At 71.5% G+C, this 20,940-nt stretch carries 18 protein-coding genes; 14 read left to right on the top strand and 4 right to left on the bottom strand.

The genetic code is table 11. The features are described 5' to 3' along the window. Positions 1-78 precede the first annotated feature (78 nt). Both nrdR and OG448_RS07660 read left to right on the top strand, forming a co-directional pair. Positions 79-639, top strand: coding sequence for a transcriptional regulator NrdR (gene nrdR, locus OG448_RS07665; protein ID WP_391300806.1), 561 nt, complete (start codon positions 79-81; stop codon positions 637-639). A 160-nt stretch (positions 640-799) separates the two neighbouring features. Then, positions 800-3,700, top strand: a complete 2,901-nt coding sequence (locus OG448_RS07660; RefSeq protein WP_405552245.1) for a vitamin B12-dependent ribonucleotide reductase — start codon at positions 800-802, stop codon at positions 3,698-3,700. A gap of 76 nt (positions 3,701-3,776) precedes the next feature. Here OG448_RS07660 and OG448_RS07655 read toward each other — a convergent pair whose 3' ends face one another. Then, complete coding sequence (locus OG448_RS07655) at positions 3,777-4,433, bottom strand: hypothetical protein (protein WP_405552244.1); 657 nt, start codon at positions 4,431-4,433, stop codon at positions 3,777-3,779. A gap of 70 nt (positions 4,434-4,503) precedes the next feature. After that, the gene (locus OG448_RS07650) at positions 4,504-5,037 is read right to left on the bottom strand and encodes a TerD family protein (RefSeq protein WP_405552242.1); all 534 of its coding nucleotides are present in this window, start codon (positions 5,035-5,037) and stop codon (positions 4,504-4,506) included. A 150-nt stretch (positions 5,038-5,187) separates the two neighbouring features. On the opposite strand from OG448_RS07650, the gene OG448_RS07645 reads away from it, so the two are divergent. From OG448_RS07645 to OG448_RS07625, 5 genes are all read left to right on the top strand, one after another. Continuing rightward, positions 5,188-5,793, top strand: coding sequence for a YdbC family protein (locus OG448_RS07645; protein ID WP_405552241.1), 606 nt, complete (start codon positions 5,188-5,190; stop codon positions 5,791-5,793). Positions 5,794-5,874: 81 nt separating this feature from the next. Continuing rightward, positions 5,875-6,534, top strand: coding sequence for a histidine phosphatase family protein (locus OG448_RS07640; RefSeq protein WP_405552239.1), 660 nt, complete (start codon positions 5,875-5,877; stop codon positions 6,532-6,534). A 12-nt stretch (positions 6,535-6,546) separates the two neighbouring features. Beyond that, positions 6,547-7,458: an ADP-ribosylglycohydrolase family protein gene (locus OG448_RS07635; protein ID WP_405552237.1), complete on the top strand. Its 912-nt coding sequence runs from the start codon at positions 6,547-6,549 to the stop codon at positions 7,456-7,458. A gap of 84 nt (positions 7,459-7,542) precedes the next feature. Next, a complete protein-coding gene (locus tag OG448_RS07630; protein WP_391300820.1) occupies positions 7,543-8,244 on the top strand; it encodes a ribonuclease HII in 702 nt (233 codons plus the stop codon). A gap of 69 nt (positions 8,245-8,313) precedes the next feature. Next, positions 8,314-8,946 (top strand): hypothetical protein, encoded by a 633-nt coding sequence (locus OG448_RS07625; RefSeq protein ID WP_405552236.1) that lies wholly within the window; start codon positions 8,314-8,316, stop codon positions 8,944-8,946. A 145-nt stretch (positions 8,947-9,091) separates the two neighbouring features. Here the strand turns inward: OG448_RS07625 and OG448_RS07620 are convergent, their stop codons facing one another. Together OG448_RS07620 and OG448_RS07615 are read right to left on the bottom strand one after the other, a co-directional pair. Continuing rightward, complete coding sequence (locus tag OG448_RS07620; protein WP_405552234.1) at positions 9,092-9,712, bottom strand: hypothetical protein; 621 nt, start codon at positions 9,710-9,712, stop codon at positions 9,092-9,094. Positions 9,713-9,963: 251 nt separating this feature from the next. After that, entirely contained in the window at positions 9,964-10,668 is a 705-nt protein-coding gene (locus tag OG448_RS07615; protein WP_135786464.1) for a ScbR family autoregulator-binding transcription factor, read from the bottom strand. 121 nt (positions 10,669-10,789) lie between these two features. Between OG448_RS07615 and OG448_RS07610 the strand changes: the two genes are divergently transcribed. From OG448_RS07610 to OG448_RS07580, 7 genes are all read left to right on the top strand, one after another. Continuing rightward, positions 10,790-11,845: a ScbA/BarX family gamma-butyrolactone biosynthesis protein gene (locus OG448_RS07610; RefSeq protein ID WP_405552232.1), complete on the top strand. Its 1,056-nt coding sequence runs from the start codon at positions 10,790-10,792 to the stop codon at positions 11,843-11,845. Continuing rightward, positions 11,842-12,828 carry an NAD-dependent epimerase/dehydratase family protein gene (locus OG448_RS07605; protein ID WP_405552230.1) on the top strand — a complete coding sequence of 329 codons (987 nt, stop codon included), beginning with the start codon at positions 11,842-11,844 and terminating at the stop codon, positions 12,826-12,828. Before OG448_RS07610 ends, OG448_RS07605 begins: the two co-directional genes overlap by 4 nt. A gap of 105 nt (positions 12,829-12,933) precedes the next feature. After that, a complete protein-coding gene (locus OG448_RS07600) occupies positions 12,934-14,253 on the top strand; it encodes an MFS transporter (protein ID WP_405552228.1) in 1,320 nt (439 codons plus the stop codon). Beyond that, positions 14,250-16,412, top strand: coding sequence for a RecQ family ATP-dependent DNA helicase (locus tag OG448_RS07595; protein ID WP_405552226.1), 2,163 nt, complete (start codon positions 14,250-14,252; stop codon positions 16,410-16,412). The genes OG448_RS07600 and OG448_RS07595 overlap by 4 nt, the downstream gene beginning before the upstream one ends. 150 nt (positions 16,413-16,562) lie before the next feature. Then, complete coding sequence (locus OG448_RS07590) at positions 16,563-18,041, top strand: DUF4192 domain-containing protein (RefSeq protein ID WP_405552224.1); 1,479 nt, start codon at positions 16,563-16,565, stop codon at positions 18,039-18,041. Between the two features lie 104 nt (positions 18,042-18,145). Continuing rightward, positions 18,146-18,904 carry an NUDIX domain-containing protein gene (locus OG448_RS07585; protein WP_405552222.1) on the top strand — a complete coding sequence of 253 codons (759 nt, stop codon included), beginning with the start codon at positions 18,146-18,148 and terminating at the stop codon, positions 18,902-18,904. Positions 18,905-19,065: 161 nt separating this feature from the next. Next, positions 19,066-20,838 carry an ATP-binding cassette domain-containing protein gene (locus tag OG448_RS07580; protein WP_405552220.1) on the top strand — a complete coding sequence of 591 codons (1,773 nt, stop codon included), beginning with the start codon at positions 19,066-19,068 and terminating at the stop codon, positions 20,836-20,838. Positions 20,839-20,940 lie beyond the last annotated feature (102 nt).

The following is a 20,940-nucleotide window of genomic DNA, read 5'->3' as shown; positions in this document are numbered from 1 at the left end:
CCTATGCTTGGGGCTGCTTCGTGAGGCCCCTGAGGCCCGGCGAGGCCATCGAGTCTGCTGTGAGGAGGGTTGGAGATCATGCACTGCCCCTTCTGCAGGCACCCCGACAGCCGGGTGGTCGACAGTCGTACGACCGACGACGGCACGTCGATCCGCAGGCGCCGCCAGTGCCCCGACTGCTCCCGTCGTTTCACGACCGTGGAGACGTGTTCGCTCATGGTGGTGAAGCGGTCCGGCGTCACCGAGCCGTTCAGCCGTACCAAGGTCATCAACGGTGTGCGCAAGGCGTGCCAGGGGCGTCCCGTGACCGAGGACGCGCTCGCCCAGCTCGGCCAGCGGGTCGAGGAGGCGGTGCGGGCCACCGGGAGTGCCGAGCTGACCACCCACGACGTGGGGCTGGCCATACTCGGCCCGTTGCAGGAGCTCGACCTCGTCGCGTATCTGCGGTTCGCCTCGGTCTACCGGGCGTTCAACTCGCTGGAGGACTTCGAGGCCGCCATCGCCGAACTGCGCGAAGCGACGCCGGACCCCGCCGCGGACGACGGGCACGTCGAGGACGCGACGGCGGGGAGCCAGGAAGACCAGAGCGGGACGGGACGGACCACCCAGGTCCCCGTGCCCGCCCGCGCCGCCGACTGACCGGCCGGAACCGGGGAGAAGTCCCCGGACCGGACGTCGGGCGGCGCACCGAAGACCTGTCGCGGGTCGTAGCTGAGGGTGCCCGCGACACCAGACAGAACACGTGCCCTGGGAACATCGGGGCATTTCAGGGCGTTTTCGCCCGTACATGGGAGGCGGCATGACAGAGACGGCGAGCGGTCCGGCACGAGGTTCCCGTACCAAGGGCACCAAGGCCGGCAAGGGGCTGCGCATCGAGCGCATCCACACCACCCCCGGCGTGCACCCGTACGACGAGGTGGCGTGGGAGCCCCGTGACGTCGTCATGACCAACTGGCGCGACGGCTCGATCAACTTCGAGCAGCGTGGCGTCGAGTTCCCCGACTTCTGGTCGGTGAACGCGGTCAACATCGTCACCAGCAAGTACTTCCGGGGCGCCGTGGGCACCCCGCAGCGCGAGACCGGGCTCAAGCAGCTCATCGACCGCATCGTGAAGACGTACCGCAAGGCCGGCGAGGACAACTCCTACTTCGCCTCGCCCGCCGATGCCGAGATCTTCGAGCACGAGCTGGCCTACGCCCTGCTGCACCAGATCTTCAGCTTCAACAGCCCGGTCTGGTTCAACGTCGGCACGCCGCAGCCCCAGCAGGTCTCCGCCTGCTTCATCCTGTCCGTCGACGACTCCATGGAGTCGATCCTCGACTGGTACAAGGAAGAGGGCATGATCTTCAAGGGCGGTTCGGGCGCCGGTCTGAACCTGTCCCGCATCCGCTCCTCCAAGGAGCTGCTGTCCTCCGGCGGCAACGCCTCCGGTCCCGTCTCCTTCATGCGGGGCGCCGACGCCTCCGCCGGAACCATCAAGTCCGGTGGCGCCACCCGCCGCGCGGCCAAGATGGTCGTCCTCGACGTCGACCACCCCGACATCGAGGACTTCATCCAGACGAAGGTCAGCGAGGAGGAGAAGATCCGCGTCCTGCGCGACGCGGGCTTCGACATGGACCTGGGCGGCGACGACATCACGTCCGTCCAGTACCAGAACGCCAACAACTCGGTCCGCGTGAACGACGAGTTCATGCGCGCGGTCGAGAAGGGCACCGACTTCGGCCTGCGTGCCCGGATGACCGGTGAGGTCATCGAGGAGGTCGACGCCAAGGCGCTCTTCCGCAAGATCGCCGAGGCGGCCTGGGCCTGTGCCGACCCGGGCATCCAGTACGACGACATGATCAACAACTGGCACACCTGCCCCGAGTCCGGCCGGATCACCGCGTCGAACCCGTGCAGCGAGTACATGCACCTGGACAACACGTCCTGCAACCTCGCCTCGCTGAACCTGATGAAGTTCCTGAAGGACGACGGCAAGGGCAACCAGTCCTTCGAGACCGAGCGCTTCCAGAAGGTCGTCGAGCTGGTCATCACCGCGATGGACATCTCGATCTGCTTCGCGGACTTCCCGACCCAGAAGATCGGCGAGAACACCCGCGCCTTCCGCCAGCTCGGCATCGGCTACGCCAACCTCGGCGCCCTGCTGATGGCGACCGGCCACGCGTACGACTCCGACGGCGGCCGCGCCCTCGCCGGTGCCATCACCTCCCTGATGACCGGCACGGCCTACCGCCGCTCCGCCGAACTGGCGGCGGTCGTCGGCCCGTACGACGGCTACGCCCGCAACGCCGACGCCCACAAGCGCGTCATGAAGCAGCACGCCGACGCCAACGCCGTGGCCGTCCACATGGACGACCTGGACAACCCGGTGTGGGCCGCCGCCACCGAGGCGTGGCAGGACGTGGTCCGCCTGGGCGAGAAGAACGGTTTCCGTAACTCGCAGGCGTCCGTGCTCGCCCCGACCGGCACCATCGGTCTGGCGATGTCCTGCGACACCACCGGTGTCGAGCCGGACCTCGCGCTGGTGAAGTTCAAGAAGCTCGTCGGCGGCGGCTCGATGCAGATCGTCAACGGCACCGTGCCGCAGGCCCTGCGCCGCCTGGGCTACCAGGAGGAGCAGATCGAGGCGGTCGTCGCCCACATCGCCGAGAACGGCAATGTGATCGACGCCCCCGGTCTCAAGCCCGAGCACTACGAGGTGTTCGACTGCGCCATGGGCGAGCGCGCCATCTCCCCGATGGGCCACGTCCGCATGATGGCCGCGATCCAGCCCTGGATCTCCGGTGCCATCTCCAAGACGGTCAACATGCCGGAGACGGCGACCGTCGAGGAGGTCGAGGAGATCTACTTCGAGGCGTGGAAGCTGGGCGTCAAGGCGCTCGCCATCTACCGCGACAACTGCAAGGTCGGCCAGCCGCTCTCCGCCAAGAAGAAGGAGCAGGAGAAGGCCGAGGTCACCGAGAAGGCCGAGGCGACCATCCGCGAGGCCGTGGAGAAGGTCGTCGAGTACCGCCCGGTCCGCAAGCGCCTGCCCAAGGGCCGTCCCGGCATCACCACGTCCTTCACGGTCGGCGGCGCCGAGGGCTACATGACCGCCAACTCCTACCCGGACGACGGTCTCGGCGAGGTCTTCCTGAAGATGTCCAAGCAGGGCTCGACCCTCGCCGGCATGATGGACGCCTTCTCCATCGCCGTGTCGGTGGGCCTCCAGTACGGCGTGCCGCTGGAGACCTACGTCTCGAAGTTCACCAACATGCGCTTCGAGCCGGCCGGTATGACCGACGACCCGGACGTGCGGATGGCGCAGTCGATCGTCGACTACATCTTCCGCCGCCTGGCGCTGGACTTCCTGCCCTTCGAGACCCGCTCCGCGCTCGGCATCCACTCCGCCGAGGAGCGTCAGCGTCACCTGGACACCGGTTCGTACGAGCCCTCCATCGAGGAGGACGAGGTCGACGTCGAGGGTCTGGCCCAGTCCGCCCCGCGTCACACCGAGCTGACGGCCGTCGCCACGCCGAGCGCCGAGGCGGAGGCCGCCAAGCCGGCCCCCAAGCAGGCTCACACCAGCGCCGAGCTGGTCGAGATGCAGCTCGGCATCCAGGCCGACGCCCCGCTCTGCTTCTCCTGCGGCACCAAGATGCAGCGCGCCGGCTCCTGCTACATCTGCGAGGGCTGCGGCTCGACCAGCGGTTGTAGCTGAATCAACGGCTGAGCCCGTGACGGGCTGAGTGAAGGGGCGTCGGCCGGTTGGCCGGCGCCCCTTTCACGGTCGGGCGTCAGGGGCGCACGGGGTGGCCCAGGGCGCGGACGGCCTTGGCCATGGTCGCGAAGTCCGCGGTGGGGGACAGGGCCGTGGTGATGCCGGGGGTCAGGGCGGCTCCGGCCAGGACGGTGCGGACGGCATCGATGTCGACCGGGCGTTCCCAGTAGTCCCTGGCGAACTCGGCGTACGCCTCCGCGCTGCCGTCGGCCAGGAGGCCGAAGAGCCAGTCGGAGCCGTCCGATTCGTCGGGTGCGAACCAGACCGGGCCGCACTGCCAGGCGTCCGCTTTCGTCTCGCGCCAGGCGCAGACCGTGGCGTCGAAGAAGCCTTGGAACTGGAACTCCGGGGCGGTCGCGTAGGGGGCGAGCGAAGCGGGGAGACCGTCGAGCAGGCCGGGCCAGTGGGCCCGTGGCTCCTCCCGCCAGGGTGTGGCGTCGCATTCGTGGTCGAAGCCGTGGAGAAAGACGCCGGCCGGGTCGAACACGATGCCCCACTGGTCCCCGGAGCCGTTCTCCATCCAGGCCAGGTCGACCCCCTCCCGCCAGCCGGACCGGTACGTGTGCAGGGGCGCCGCCGGGTCGAGGACGGTGTCCAGCACCGCGAAGGCGCGGCAACGGGCCGCCAGCGCGGCGGGGTCGGGCAGCAGGGGCAGCAGGTCGTGCACGGTCATGACGGTCATTCAACAGCCCACCACTGACAACGCCCCGGCCGCGCACACACCGGCCGGGGCGGCGGAGTGCTCACGTACGACGTTTGGTTCCCATGACGCGGGTAAAGGTCGCCGGGTCCTCGTCGAAGCCGTGGACGCCCGGGTGGAAGGTCCATTCGCCGGAGGCGTCGCGGGTGAACTCGGCGACGACGGCTGCCGTGGCGTCCTGAGCGCTGGTGAAGTCGGCCTCGAAGAGGGTCGTGTAGCCCTCTGCGACGCGGACCGCCGGGTTCAGGACGGAGGCGAACGTGGTGCGGGTCTGGCTCTGCTGGATGACCACGCCGACCACCACGCGCGCGTAGCGGGCGTCCAGGCGGCCGAGTTCGAGCTTCATGACCTCGTCCCAGCCGAACCCCTTGCCGTCGGGGCTGTCCCGGTTGAGGAAGATCGTGCCGTCCGGGGAGCGGCTGTCGAAGTGCACCAGATAGGCCGGTTCCCCGTACGCGTCCGCCGCCGTGAACGTCGCGGCCACGATGTCCAGATCGGAGGGCGGACGCCCCGCCGGACTGGGGTCCCACTTGAGTGCGACCTCGACCTCGCGGATTCCCTTGCTGACCCCGGTCACCGGACCTCCCCTTCCCCCTGAAGCACCATCATCCCAACTCCCTTGTCGCTGGGACTTCTTGCCCATCGTGTCACGCATACAGCACCGGTGCGCGGGCGAACTCCGCCAGAGCGTGACCGACGCCACGCCCGGTGGCCTTACGATGGCGCGGTGCTGGTCAAGTGGATTCGCTGCACCGTGGTGGACCGTCGCGGGTTCGAGCGCGGGCAGCGGAAATGGGCGGGGCTTCTGGGGGAGCCGGGGTTTCGGGGACAGGGTGGAGGCTGGAGCCGGCACCGGCCGGGAGTGGCGCACATCTTCGCCTTCTGGGAGAGCCGCGCCTTCTACGACTCCTTCATGGCTCGCTCGCACGACCGGCTGGCCGCGTCCCAGTCCGGCACGTTCAAGGACTCCCAGGTCAAGCTGTTCGAGTACCGCTTCGACGTGAAGACCGGCTTCGAACCCCGGTTCACGGACGCCGATCTGGTCCGGGTCGCCCTGTGCCGGGTCCACGAGGAACGTGTCGAGCACTTCACGCTGATGCAGGAGAAGGTCTGGAATCCGGCGATGGCCGGCTCGCCCGGCATGATCCGGGGCATGTTCGGTGAGGCGGTCGAACACGACTTCCTGGTGCTCTCGATGTGGCGCTCGGCGGCCGAACACGGAAAGTACCGCACCGAACGCGTGGAGCGGCTGGCCCTGCGCGCCCAGACCGAGGCCGACATCGCCTCCCTCACCGGCGACATCGTGGAACTGGAGCCTTCCTGGACGGTCTGAGCCGGGCGAGCGGTGTGACCTACGCTGTATGAGGGCCGTACGAGTGCCCGACCCCCCTCCGCTCCCCGTAGGGTTTCCGACATGGCACGACCACGGCGCATCGTCCTTGTCCGGCACGGAGAGTCAGTGGGCAACGTCGATGACTCCGTGTACGAGCGCGAGCCCGACCACGCCCTCGCGCTCACCGACCGCGGCCGGGAGCAGGCGGAGGAGACCGGCAAGCACCTGCGGGAGATCTTCGGCGAGGAACGCGTGAGCGTATACGTCTCCCCGTACCGCCGCACCCACGAGACCCTGGACACCTTCCGGCTCGACCCGGACCTCATACGCGTGCGCGAGGAGCCCCGGCTGCGCGAGCAGGACTGGGGCAACTGGCAGGAACGCGAGGACGTACGGCTCCAGAAGGCGTACCGGGACGCGTACGGGCACTTCTTCTTCCGCTTCCCCCAGGGCGAGTCCGGCGCCGATGTGTACGACCGCGTCGGTGGCTTCCTGGAGAGCCTGTTCCGCAGCTTCGAGGAGCCCGACCACCCGCCGAACGTCCTCCTGGTGACGCACGGCCTGGCGATGCGGCTGTTCTGCATGCGGTGGTTCCACTGGACGGTGGCCGACTTCGAGTCCCTGTCGAATCCGGGGAACGCGGAGGTGCGCATGCTCGTTCTCGGGGAGGACGGCAAGTACGCCCTGGACAAGCCCTTCGAGCGGTGGCGGGACCCGGTCCCGCACTGGATCGACGGATAGGGTGGCGGGAAGATGATCCCTGAACCCTTCTCCCTCCCCTCCGGGCGCCTGGAGCGCGCCCTGGCCAGCCTGCGCGGCCTCGCGGTGGGCGACGCGCTCGGCTCCCAGTTCTTCGTTCCGGTGAACCACCCGCTGCTCAAGCGGCGCGAGCTGCCCGCCGGGCCCTGGCAGTGGACCGACGACACGGAGATGGCCTGCTCCGTCGTCTCGGTTCTCGCCGCGCACCAGATGGTCCACCAGGACGAACTGGCCCGGTCCTTCGCCGACCACCACGACTTCGACCGGGGCTACGGTCCCGCCGTGAACCGGCTGCTCCGGCTCGTCCGCGAGGGCGCCGACTGGCGTGAACTCGCCGCCCAGCTCTTCGACGGCCGGGGCTCCTGGGGCAACGGCGCCGCGATGCGCATCGCGCCCCTGGGCGCCTGGTACGCCGACGACCCCGAGCAGGCGACCCACCAGGCCGAGATCTCCGCCTACATCACCCACCAGCACCGGGAAGCGGTGGCCGGCGCCATGGCCGTGGCCGCCGCCGCCGCGCTGGCGGCCGCTCCGGGCGGCCCGCCGGCTCCCGAGGCCCTGTTGGACGGCGTGATCGCCCTGGTGCCCCGGAGCGCCGTGGGTGCCGGACTGCGCCGTGCGCGGGACATGCTCGACTACGGGGACGCGGCCACCGTGGCGGCCGTCCTCGGCTGCGGGCGCCGGACGAGCGCGCACGACACCGTCCCGTTCGCCCTGTGGTCGGCCGCACGGGCCCTCGGCGACTTCGAGCACGCCTTCTGGACGACCGCGCAGGTCGGCGGCGACGTGGACACGACGTGCGCGATCGTCGGCGGCGTCCTGGCCTCCGGCGACGCGGGAGCACCGCCCGCGGAGTGGCTGGAGCGGACCGAGTCGCTGCCGGAGTGGGTACCGGGTCGCGTGTGACGCGTGGGTCGCCGCTGTGATGTTTCCGGCTAGGAGGGGCCGGGGTGTCGGGGCGGCAGTGGGGCGGCGTAGTCTGAGCACGCCATGCCGTACGAACCACCCACTCATACCGTCGAGCGCTCCCTTCGCGCCACGACCGGGGCGAAGGTCATCGCCGGCGTCGACGAAGTGGGGCGGGGTGCCTGGGCCGGACCCGTCACCGTCTGCGCGGCGATCACCGGACTGCGCCGCCCGCCCGAAGGGCTCACCGACTCCAAGCTCCTGACGGTCAAGCGCCGTGCTGAGCTGGACGGGATACTGCGGTCGTGGGTGACGGCCTTCGCCCTGGGTCACGCCTCCCCGGAGGAGATCGACGACCTGGGCATGACCGCCGCCCTGCGGCTGGCCGCCGTCCGCGCCCTGGAAGCCCTGCCGGTCCGGCCCGAGGCCGTCATCCTCGACGGCAAGCACGACTACCTCGGAGCTCCCTGGCAGGTGCGCACGGTGATCAAGGGCGACCAGTCCTGCGTGGCCGTCGCGGCGGCCTCGGTGATCGCCAAGGTGTACCGCGACAAAATGATGGCCGAACTCGGTGCCGGCCATGCAGACTTCGGATTCGCGGACAACGCCGGGTATCCGTCGCCGGTGCACAAGGCCGCACTGGAGGAGCGGGGCCCCACCCCGTACCACCGTCTGTCGTGGGCGTATCTTGATGCGCTGCCCCGGTGGCGGCACCTCAAGAAGGTCCGCAGCCTCGTGGACGGTGGCGTTCCGGTGATCGAGGGCCAGCTCGGCTTCGATTTCTGACGCTTCCGCCCGCCGCCGATGCGCCACCCGGCCATCGGCGTCGTACCAACGTTTGATAAAAATCAGCTCATGCCTCTCCTTCCCGAGGAGCCTCAGATTCACGAGAGTGCCCAGGGTCCCGTTGCGACTCCGGCCAGCAGCCGCGTCGCACCGACCCCTCGTCCCGTACCCGGCCCCCGCCCCGCGGCTCCGGCCCGCCCCGGTCGTCCCGGCCCCCCGCGGCCCGCGCCGCCGGCGCAGCGCGCGCCGCGTGACGTGGCCCCGGCCGAGCCGAGCCCGTCGGGCCCGGCCGTTCCCGTCGCTCCCGCGGCCGGTCCCCAGATCCAGTTGATCCCGGCCTCGGCCGAGGGCGCGCTCGACGCCGCCGAGGAGGCGCTGGACCTGCTGCTCGACTCCGGCCGCGCCCCCGGCGAGGTGCTGGTGCTCACCACGGGTGCCCGGCACCCGTGGGCCGAGCACGAGCTGTCCTTCGGTGAGGCGTCCTACTGGGCGCAGCACGACGCCGGTGACGACGTCTTCTACGCCGACGGCGCCGTGGCCGCCCGTGCCGCCTCCCGGCCCGTGGTCATCGTCGCCGTCAACGGGGGCGACGCCGCCGCTGCCGCCACCGCCCTGCCGGTCGCCCACACGCGTGCCGGAGCCCTGCTGATCGTCTGCGGTGACCCGCAGCAGATCAACGCGGTGCTGGGCGCCGGGGTCTGACCCCACCGCACGACCGACGGCGCCGCGCGCGCCGGACAGCCACTCTGCCGTGACGAGGCAGCGGGCGGCTGCTCGGCCCGCACGGCGCCGCAGCGGTTTTCCCGGGGTGTGGCGCCGAAGTGTCCGGCGCCGGGGCCGAATTCGCTCAGCGGGCCGCGGCCCGGCGCATGACCTCGGAGACCGGCCCACCGGTGCGCGGCATCAGCGGCGGCGACTCGGACAGGGCGAAGGACTCCGGCGTGGAGTGCGCGTTGGGATGACGTCCGCCGCGTCCCTCGCCGAGCACCTGCCAGCCGTCGTGCGTCAGCGTGATGTACGCGCCGCAGCGCAGCCCGTGCAGCGTGCAGGCGTCGCGCAGTCCCCACATCCAGGCGCCGTCCTCCTCCGTCCAGCGCGCGTCGCCCTCGCGGCAGTACAGCAGCACGGCGGTGCGCACCGGGGTCCGGCGGCGCAGGTCGTGCGGGATGACCCGGCGCAACTGGTCCAGCAGCGCGTTGCGGAACATCCAGCCGTCCGCCGGGGCGGAGCGCCGGGTGAACGAGGCGCTCGCCAGCAGCCGTTCGTCCGGATCGAGGACGGCCACGATCGCGGTGGACGGCTTGGGGCGGTGGCGGACGTGCAGGCCGCTGACGACCTCGCGCGGGTTGCGCAGCAGGGGGATTCCGGCGGCGGCCCACTCCGCGGGTTCGAGCAGGCGGCTGACGGAAGCGGCGGACGCGGACGTCGACAACGAGGCCGCCGAGGACGAGGCGAATCCGAAGGTCACGTTCCTCCCTTCGGCTACGCGCCCACACTGCGGGCGAGGTCGGAATTCGGGGGAGCGCGCACCGCAGTGAAGCCCAGCCGGAACACGGGCGAGCCGTGCGGGGAGCGGACCTCAATTCTTCCTGTCGAACTTGATTGCGGCAACGAGCAATTGAGGCCGCCGACGCTTATCTGATGGTCCGGGGCTTATATCCCTACCCGCAGAGACCGTTGACGACGCCTGGGGCGGCACCGGGTCCGCGGATGACCCTTTCAGGCACTGATGCGAGCAGAGGGCTCGCCCTCGTCGTCCTCACCCTCCTCCGCCTCCACGGGCCGCTGGGCCAGCAGGCGTTCGGCGCGGTCGGGGGCGAGGTCCAGGGTGGGCATGAGCTGGGGGAGGGTGATGCTGGGCAGGAGGTGTCTCAGCAGGACCGTCACCCGCTCGCTGAGGTCGGCGCGCTCGCACAGGATCTGCGACATCCACTGGATGCCGGTGAAGGAGCCGGCGAGCAGGTCGGCGGTCTCCGCCGGGTCGACGTGCGGCAGCAGCTCGCCGCGCTCGCGCGCCTCCACGAGCAACTGGGTCAGCCGGTTCGCCCAGGACTGGAACGGCGTGCCGTGGAACGGGTTGCTCCGCTCCGGCCCCTCTCCCCACTGGTCCATCGCCAGGCCCACGCTGGCCCGCGTCAACGGGTCGTGCCGTAGCTGGTGCGCGAACAGCAGTCCCTGGTCGATCAGTTCCTGCACCTTGGTGCGCTGCGGGGGCAGCGGGCCCACTTCGAGCTGGGCCGCGATCACCCCGAGGGCCAGCTCCTCCTTCGAGGCGAAGTGGAAGTACAGGCCACCCTTCGTGACCCCGGCGCGCGCGAGGATCTCGGTGATCGTGGCGGCGCTGTAACCGCGTTCGTCGAAGACGGCGGCCGCTGCCAGCAGGATCGTCTTACGGGTCTGGATCGCGCGTGCTTGGCGTGCCATGGGCTGTCGCCCCTGTTTCTATGTCAGAGCTTGGTCAGGTTCGCACACGAAGAGAACCGGACTGTCAGTATTTTGTCGAGGGGGAACGAGCCTTGATCACACCGGACTCAAAGGGCAATCCATGTCTGAAGGCATTAGCTTCATAGCCGATCGCGTCGGCATCGGCACCTCATCGGCCGTACGGACGGTCATGACGCAGGCACCGGACCCCGCCGCACCGCCCGAAGACCAGACCGACCCGCTGGTTCTTGTACCCGACTCCGGCGACACCGGTCAACCTCCCGCACGCGGCGGCCGGGCCACCGGCGAACTCGTGCACCGGCCGGACGCCGACGACGCCTTCCCCGTGGAATGGACCCGGCTGGCCGAACACCGCTACCTGGTCACCGCCGACTGGCCCGCCGCCCACCGCTTCTTCGCCCCACTCCCCGGCGGCGTCCAGGACCCCCTGCTGGTCGCGGAGACCATGCGGCAGACCGCGATGATGCTGGCCCACGCCGAGTACGGCGTCCCGGCCGACCACCACTTCGTCATGTGGGACATGGAATTCGCCCTCGCCACGGCCGACTTCGGCCTCTCGGACGCCTCGGGCCGCATCGACGTCGTCGTGGAGTGCTCCGAGGTCCAGATGCGGGCCAGGAGCCTGGCCGGGATGAGGGTGCGGCTCACCTTCCAGCGAGGCGGGCGCCTGCTGGCCACGAGCACGGGCAGCCTGAGCTGCACCTCGGCGCGGGCCTACCGCAGGCTGCGCGGCGACAAGCTGGCCGCCACGGGTGCCCCCGTACCGCTGCTGGACGGCGTACCGCCCGAGCGGGTCGGGCGGCGTGACTCCAGGGACGTCGTGCTCGCGCCGACCGAGGAGGGGGCGGACTGGCAACTGCGGCTGGACACCGCCCATCCCACGCTCTTCGCACGGGCCAACGACCACGTCCCCGGCATGGTGCTGCTGGAGGCCGCCCGGCAGGCCGCCGTCGCGCTGGCTCCCGACGGCCACTTCCTCCCCGCATCGCTGGAAATCGCCTTCCACCGGTACGCCGAACTCAACGAGCCGTGTCTTGTCCGCGCCCGGCGCGAAACCTCGCCCGAGGGTGATGTCTCGGTCCACGTCGAGGGCGTCCAGGGCGACGAGGCCGTCTTCACGGCCACCCTTGGCGACACTCCGGAGGTGGCCCGATGACCCGGCGCGTGCTCCTGACCGGATCGAGCGGTTTCATCGGCGGACACGTGCTGAGGGCCGCCCGCGCCGCCGAGGACGTACGGCTCCGGCTGCTCGTCCGCACTGCGCCGGCAACGCCCGACCCGGACGTGGAGTACGTGCACGGCGACCTCACCGACCCGGCCTCGCTGCGCGGTGCCTGCGCGGACGTGGACGCCGTCGTGCACTGCGCCGGGCTGATCGGCGGCGACGCGGAGCTGCTCCGCAGCGTCAACGATCTCGCCACCCACGCCCTGGCGGACGAGGTGCGCCGGGCCGGGGTCACGCGGTTCGTGTACCTCAGCACGGCCGCCGTACACGGACGCGGCCCCTTCCGCGACGCCCGGCCCGGTGAGGTGCCCGTCGCCCCCGCCTCCGACACCAGCCGCTCCCGCGCAGCCGCCGAGCAACACGTGCTCGCGGCGGGCGGAACAGTTCTGCGCCCCCACCTCGTCCACGGCAGGGGCGACCGTTGGGTGATCCCGGGCATCCTGGCCCTGCTGCGCGCCCTGGGAGGCCTCCCGGACGGCTGGGCCGGACTCCAGTCGATGATCGACGCCGACACCCTGGGCCGGGTCGCCTTCGCGGCGGCCACGACGGGCCCCGCGGACGGTGGGGGACGCGTCCACTACGTCACCCACCCCGATCCCGTGCCGGGGGAGCTGCTGCTGTCCACCGTGGCCGAGACCTTCGGGCTCTTCGCCGAGGATGCCCCGCGCCTCTCGGCCGAGACCGCGCGGCAGCGGGTGCTCGACCACCCCGCCGCCCGCCACCACCTCGGCATGCTCGCCGTCGACCACTGGTTCACCGACGAGTCGCTCTGGCGCGAGTGCGGTGTCGAACCGGGCGCCGGATTCGCCGCGCGCTTCCCGGAGTACGCCGACTGGTACCGCGGCCAGGCGGGGCTGCCGCCGCTGGAAGCCGGGCGTCGACCGGCGACGGCGGGGTTTGAGAGGACGCGGTGACTTAAGGCGGCGTTCTCAGATCCCGGCCACATGCGCGTAGCCGGGATCTGGGTCGCGCGCGGCGCGGCTCGGCCCACATCCGGGCGCCCCTGGTAGGACCGGATCATGACGCGAGGAACCGGCCGCCACCTGCTCGCCACGAGCCTGCGCTCCCTCAAGGTGCGCAATTTCCGGCTCTTCGCGGTGGGCCAGATCGCCTCCGCCACCGGTACCTGGATGATGGCCGTCGCCCAGGACTGGCTCGTACTGGAGCTGACCGGCGACTCCGGCGGGGCCCTCGCCACCGTCACCGCCCTCCAGTTCACCCCGGTCCTGCTGCTGACCCTCTACGGCGGCCGGCTCGCCGACCGGTACGACAAACGCGCCCTCCTGACCGGCGCCAACATCGCCTCCGGCGTGTTCGCCCTCGCCCTCGGCCTCCTGGTCACCGCCGACGCCGCCCGGCTGTGGCACGTCTACGTCGCGGCAGCCGCCCTTGGGGTGGCGAACGCCGTGGAGGTACCGGCCCGGCTGTCCTTCATCACCGAACTCGTCGGCCCCGAACTGCTCCCCAACGCCTCCGCGCTCAGCGGCGCCTACTTCAACATCGCGCGCGTACTGGGCCCTTCGCTGGCCGGGCTGCTCATCCAGTGGTCGGGCACGGGGACCGTCATGCTGCTGAACGCCATCAGTTACACGGCCACGGTCGCCGGCCTGAGCGCCATGCGCCCGGCGGAGCTGCACCGCGCGCCCCGCACCGGTACGCCCGCGCGCGTCATGGAGGGACTGGCCCATCTGCGGACGCGGCCAGACCTGCTCACGACACTCGGCCTGGTCGCGGCGGTCGCCCTCTTCGGCCTCAACCTGCCTCTGACGCTGCCGCTCATGGCCCGCGTCGTGTTCCACACCGAGGCCGCCTCCTTCGGCTTCCTCACCGCCGCGCTCGCCGGCGGCTCCCTGCTGGCCGCGCTGGTCGGCACCCTGCGCCGGACCCGCCCCTCGGCGCGACTGGTGGCCGCCTGGGGATGCGCCTTCGGGGCGCTGGAACTGATCACGGGGTGCGCGCCGAATCTGCCCGTCGCGCTGGCGCTGCTGGTGCCGACCGGATTCGCCTCGCTGTACTTCGTCCAGGCGGCGAACCACCGCATCCAACTGGGCGGCGACCCGGTTCACCGGGGCCGGGTGATGGCTCTCTACACCGTGATCCTGCAAGGCAGCACGCCGCTCGGCGCCCTCTTCGTCGGCGCCGCCACCCATACCCTCGGCGCCCGCTCGGGGCTGTGGACGGGCGGCCTGATCGCACTGATCGCCGCCCTCGTGGCCCTGGCCGGGGCACGCGCGGACGCCCCGGCCCGGCTCCCGACGAGGAGCGGGCCCGGCCGACGGGCAGCCGTCCGTAAGGCGAGTGGCCGGATGTCAGTGGGGTGCGGTTGCATGGGGGCATGAACGACCTGGAGCAGTTGCGTACCGAAGCCGACGCCGTCCTCGCCGAGCTGGTCGGCGCGCCGGAGGGTTCGGCGCGGCTGCGGGAGGACCAGTGGGAGGCGGTCAAGGCCCTGGTGGTGGACCGGCGGCGGGCCCTGGTCGTGCAGCGCACCGGCTGGGGCAAGTCGGCCGTGTACTTCGTGGCCACCGCCCTGCTCCGCCGTCGCGGCTCGGGTCCCACGGTGATCGTCTCGCCGCTGCTGGCGCTGATGCGCAACCAGGTCGAGTCGGCCGCGCGGGCCGGCATCCAGGCCCGCACCATCAACTCGGCCAACCCCGAGGAGTGGGACGCCATCCACGAGGAGGTGGAACGCGGCGAGGTCGACGTGCTGCTGGTGAGCCCGGAACGGCTCAACTCCGTCGACTTCCGCGACCGCATGCTGCCCAAGCTGGCGGCCACCACCGGCCTGCTGGTCGTGGACGAGGCGCACTGCATCTCCGACTGGGGTCACGACTTCCGCCCCGACTACCGCAGGCTGCGCACCATGCTCCAGGAACTGGCGCCCGGCGTGCCCGTGCTCGCCACCACCGCCACGGCCAACGCGCGCGTCACGGCGGACGTGGCCGAGCAACTGGGCACCGGCGCCGGCGAGGCGCTGGTGCTGCGGGGGCGGCTGGACCGGGAGAGCCTGCGGCTCGGCGTGGTCCGGCTGCCGGACGCCGCGCACCGGCTGGCGTGGCTGGCGGAGCACCTGAACGAGCTGCCGGGCTCCGGGATCATCTACACGCTGACCGTCTCGGCCGCCGAGGAGGTCACCGCCTACCTCCGCGCGCGCGGATTCGCCGTCGCCTCCTACACCGGCCGCACGGAGAACGCCGACCGCCAGCAGGCCGAGGCCGACCTGCTGGACAACCGGGTCAAGGCCCTGGTGGCGACCTCCGCGCTGGGCATGGGCTTCGACAAGCCCGACCTGGGCTTCGTGGTCCACCTCGGCTCGCCGTCCTCCCCGATCTCCTACTACCAGCAGGTGGGCCGCGCGGGCCGAGGCGTCGAGCACGCCGACGTGCTGCTGCTGCCGGGCAAGGAGGACGAGGCGATCTGGCGGTACTTCGCCGAGGTCGCCTTCCCGCCCGAGTCCCAGGTCCGCCAGACCCTGGCCGCCCTCGCCGACGCGGGCCGCCCGCTGTCGGTGCCCGCGCTGGAGTCGCTCGTGGATCTGCGGCGCACGCGGCTGGAGCTGATGCTCAAGGTGCTGGACGTGGACGGCGCCGTCCACCGGGTGAAGGGCGGCTGGACGGCCACCGGCGCCGACTGGGTCTACGACGCCGAGCGCTACGCCTGGGTCGCCCGCCAGCGCGCCGCCGAGCAGCAGGCCATGCGGGACTACGTCGGCACGGACGAGTGCCGGATGGCGTTCCTGCGCCGCCAGCTCGACGACGTGGAGGTCACCCCGTGCGGGCGCTGCGACAACTGCGCGGGACCCTGGATCGACACGGCCGTCTCCGCCGAGGCGCTGACGGCCGCGGCCGGTGAACTGGACCGGCCCGGCGTGGAGATCGAGCCGCGCCGCATGTGGCCCACGGGGATGCCCGCGCTGGGCATCGACCTCAAGGGCCGCATCCCGGCGAAGGAACAGTGCGCCACCGGACGCGCCCTGGGCCGGCTCTCGGACATCGGCTGGGGCAACCGGCTCCGGCCGCTGCTGGCCGAGCAGACGCCCGACGGTCCGGTCCCGGAGGACGTGCTGAAGGCCGTGGTGGAGGTCCTCGCCGACTGGGCGCGCTCGCCCGGTGGGTGGGCGTCGAACACTCCGGATGCCATGGGCCGTCCGGTCGGGGTCGTCGCCATGCCCTCGCTGAGCCGGCCGCAGCTCGTCGCTTCCCTCGCGGAGCGGGTGGCCGAGATCGGACGCCTGCCGTATCTGGGTGCGCTCGCGTACACGGGGGAGGCCGGGGCGCATCAGGCGCATCGCAGCAACTCCGCTCAGCGGCTCCAGGCGCTGGCCTCGGCGTTCACGGTGCCGGGGGAGCTGGCGGCGGCTCTGGCCGGTGCTCCTGGCCCGGTGCTGCTCGTGGACGACCGGACCGAATCCGGGTGGAGTCTGGCGGTCGCGGCGCGGTTGTTGCGGCGGGCGGGGGCGGGGGATGTTCTGCCGTTGGTGCTGGCTGCGGCGGGGTGAGGTCGGCTGTTGGGCTGGGATGCTGTCGGGTTGGGCGTGGGGCACGCGGGGATCGGTCGAGTTGGGTGTCGTGCCCCTGCTTCGACTTATCCACAGGGGCCGTTATCCACAGGGCCAGCAGGATTTCGAGATTCGCGGGATCGTCAGCGCATGACGAATCACAGCGAAACGACCGAACCCTTCGAAAACGGTGACATCGCGGCGGGAGTGTCCTACGACGGGCAGCTCACGCCCGACACCCCGATCGCCCTGCGCACCCCGGCCGAGCTGGCCGACGCGCTGCCCTACCTGCTGGGATACCGCCCGGAGGACAGCATGGTGCTGGTCAGCCTGCTCGACCGGGGCAACTTCGGCGGGCGTGCCCGCCTGGGCATTCCGGCCGGCGTCGAGGACTGGCCGGCCGCGGCGCGGCAGATCGCCAGAGGGCTGGTGATCGGCGCGCGACGGCGCGGTGCCCGGCCCGAGCGGATCGTGGCCTACGTCTGCCAGGAGCCACGGCCGGGTGAGACGGGGCGGGACGTGATGCTCCGGCTCGCCCCACTCGCACAGTTGCTGCGCACCGAGTGCGGCGGTCTCGACGTACCGGTGATCGAGGCGCTGTGCGTCTCGGACACCCGCTTCTGGTCCTACGTCTGCCCGGTGGAGAGCTGCTGCCCGCCCGAGGGCACGCCGATGGGGATGCCGGGCACCTCGGCCATGGCGGCCGCGGCCACCTACGCCGGCATCCAAGTGCGGGGCTCACTGCGGGAACTGCGCGCGAGGATGCAGCCCTGGGAGACTTCGGCCGCACTGGAACAGGAGGTCGCGCTGGACGCCGCCGGCATGTCCCTGGTGCCCCGCATCCTGGACGACGCGAGCCGCGCCGAGGTGGCCGAGGAGACGCTGGATCTGGCCGGACGCATCATCCGTCGGTTCGCCGAGGCCGCGCCCGTGTCGGGCGTCCACCCGGCGGACGTCCGCGACGACGCGCTCCTCGGCCACGACGAGGCGGCCGCCCTCATCCTCGGTCTCCAGGACCGCACCACCCGCGACCGGGCGGCCGCCTGGATGGAGGGCGACGAAGGCGCACCCGCCCTACGGCTCTGGCGGGCACTGGCCCGCCGCTGCGTCGGCCCGTACCGTGAGCACGCGGCGGCTCCGCTGACCCTGGCCGGCTGGGTCGCCTGGTCGACCGGCGACGACCTGGAGGCCCGCGAGGCCCTGGCCATGGCCCTCGGCGCCGACCCGCACTACCTCTTCGCCCAGCTCCTGCACCGGGCGTGCAACGAGGGGCTGGACCCGGAGTCCATTCGCCGGTGCCTCCGGCAGGAACGGGACGGGCGGACGCCGGGGGAGGGGCCGTCGTCGACGGGGCCGAACATCCCGGAGCAGAAAACCGGCTCCCAGCTCCCGCCGGGCGCGCCCCTCCCCGCACAGGACACGACGGAGGCGGACCCGGCCACGCCAACCACGCGCCGAAAGCGCCGCCCCCGCGCCACCGGCCCTGGCGACACCCCCTCCGGCAGGACCGCCCCCGGTAACACGGGCCCCTGCGCCCAGCGGCCGCAAGCCGACAACCGGCGCCCGACCCGCTCACGCCCCGCCCCCTCCGGAGCCGGCAAGACGTGTCGCAACAGGGAGGACGGCTGAGCGGTCACCCGAACTGCCAGATCCACCCATCCGGTCCCAGCGGATTCACCGATCCTCCCGGCGAACGGAGTGTTTATCGTCAGGAAGACGACTATGATCGCGGCATGCCCTACGACCCGTCAGCGTTCCCGCCCTTCGCCGTCACCGTGGACCTGGTCGTGCTGACCGTGCGCCGCCACGCCCTGTGCGCGCTGGCGGTACGCCGGGGTGAGTCGCCCTTCCAGGGGCGGTGGGCGCTCCCCGGCGGCTTCGTACGGGACGACGAGGACCTCGCTCAGGCGGCGGCGCGCGAGCTGGCCGAGGAGACCGGGCTCCGGGCTCATGATCCGGCGACTCCGGTGCAGGACAACGGCGCTCACCTGGAGCAGCTCGCCACGTACGGCGACCCGAAGCGTGATCCGCGTATGCGCGTGGTCAGTGTCGCCCACCTCGCCCTCGCGCCCGACCTCCCGGCCCCGCGCGCGGGCGGCGACGCGAGCAACGCGCGCTGGGCACCGGTGGAGGAACTGCTCCAGCAGGGGGGCTACGGCCGTGACGGCGAACCGATGGCGCCCCTGGCCTTCGATCACGCCCTGATCCTCTCCGACGGGGTGGAGCGCGCCCGCTCCAAGATCGAGTACTCCTCGCTGGCCACCGCCTTCTGCCCGCCGGAATTCACGGTCGGCGAGCTGCGCCGGGTCTACGAGGCGGTCTGGGGCGTGGTGCTCGACCCCCGCAACTTCCATCGCAAGGTCACCGGCACGCCCGGCTTCCTCGTCCCCACGGGCGGTACCACCACTCGCCAGGGCGGCAGGCCCGCGCAGCTCTTCAGGGCGGGCGGCGCCACCCTGCTCAACCCCCCGATGCTCCGTCCCGAGGTCTGAGGCCAGGCGTCGGACCACCGCGCGCACGGCAGTTGGGGAGACGTCGCGCGCGGGACGCTCATCGGGCAAGTGAGCCATGCAGGTTGACCCTCCGCCGAACAACTACCGGACAGAAGGGGTGATACCTGTAAAACAGGACATAGCGCGCTATCTTCCGTCAGGTGATCCAGGCTGTCGGACTGACCAGTGATTCCCTCAAAGACCAGCCGCCCGCCGTCGAGGACGTCTCCTTCGAAGCGCGCTCCGGCCATGTGACCGCCCTCCTCGGAGCGCCGGGCGCGGGCAAGACCACGGTGCTCAGGCTGATGCTCGAACTCGAGCGGGGGCGTGGCATCGCCTACTTCAGAGGGCGCCCTCTGTACTGCATCGCCCACCCCGCACGCGAAGTCGGCGTACTCCTCGGCGATGTACCGGGACACCCCTCCCGGACGGTCCGCAACCACCTGCGCATGCTCTGCGCGGCGGCCGGGGTCCCGGCCGGACGGGCCGACGAAGTGCTGGAAGAGGTCGGCCTCGTCAGCCTCCGCGAGGAACGGCTCGGCACCCTGTCCCTCGGCATGGACCGCCGACTCGGCCTGGCCTGCGCCTTGCTGCCCGACCCGCACACCCTCGTGCTGGACGAACCCGCCGCCGGACTCTCCGACCCGGAGGCGCGTTGGCTGCACTCCACCCTGCGGGAGTATGCCGACCAGGGCGGCGCCGTACTGCTCACGACCGTCGACCCCAAGGAGGCCGCCCGGCACGCCGATCACGTCATCACCCTCGAAGCGGGCCGGGTCGCCGCCGACCTGGAGGCGGCGGAGTTCGCCCGTACCCGGCTCCGGCCGCGCGTCGCCGTCCGCAGCCCCCACGCCGCACGCCTGGCGATCCTGCTCACCAAGGAGGCCCGCGCCGAGCAGCGTTCCGTGGAAGTCGTTCGCGAGGAGGGCAACCGCCTCTCCGTGTACGGCAGCACGACCGCGGACGTCGGGGAGACCGCCTTCCGGAACGGCATCCTCATCCATCAACTCGCGGATGAGGTCGGTGACATGCAGCCGGAGGCCGAGGGGGAGCAGCCGAAACCGGCTGAACGCGACTCGATGCCGGAGGCCGCCGCCGCACCGGAAGTGGCCGAGACCGCTGTCGCCCCCGACCCCCTGCCGCTCCCCGTCGCCGTCCGCTCCGTACGCGGCCCTCTCCGTCCCCTGCGTTATGAACTCCGGCGCGCCACCGGGATCAGCACCGGGTTCGTCGTCTGCGGGGTCGCCCTCGTCGTCTCCATGATCACCGCCGTGGTGCTGGCCCGTATCGGGCACACCCCGCAGGCGCGTCTGTTCGCCGCCTGGCCGCGGGAATTGCCGTTGCCGCCGGTCGCGCTCGCGGCGGGGCTGCTCGGCGCGCTCGCTTTCGGGGACGAGTTCCGGCATCCCGCGCTGGCGGCGGACCGGGGCACCGTTCCCCGTCGGCTGGGACTGCTCACCGCGAAGCTCTTCGTCTCCGGAATGACCGCCGGAACGCTGGCCTTTCTCGCCCTCGGCTGCGATGCCGAACTGCTCTATCTCGTGTACGGGCGGGAATTGGTCCAGGTCCCCGGAGACTGGCTGCCGCTGTGTGTGAGTTGGCTGGCGCTCGTGGTCGGCTGTGCGTGGGCCGGGGTGCTGGCCGCCGGGGTGTTCCGGTCCACCGCCGCGGGGCTGGCCGCCGTACTCGCGGTGCCGGTGGCGGTCGTACCGCTCGTGCACCGGTTGTTCGAAGGCTCATATGTGCGAGTCGCGGCGGGGATTCACGTGCGGATGCGGGAGGTCCTGCTGCTCCAGTGGCCCTTCGGAGGTGAGCGTTATCTGCTGGGTCTTGCCCGTGTGATCGCCCAACCTGTGGGTGGCGCAATGGCGTTGTCGCTCGCCGTGCTGCTGTGCGCGTACTTGATCACTACCCTGCGGGCGAGGGCGAGATGACGCCCTGAGGTGCGGTTTCCGAGCCGCTGTGCACACAACTCCCCACAGAAAGCCCGTTTATTTCCGATAAGGCGTCAATTGCGACGGGGTGAGCGATCACCC

This window comes from Streptomyces sp. NBC_01171, from assembly GCF_045039805.1.
Taxonomy (GTDB): Bacteria; Actinomycetota; Actinomycetes; order Streptomycetales; family Streptomycetaceae; genus Streptomyces.
This window is presented reverse-complemented; position numbering and strand designations above follow the sequence as displayed.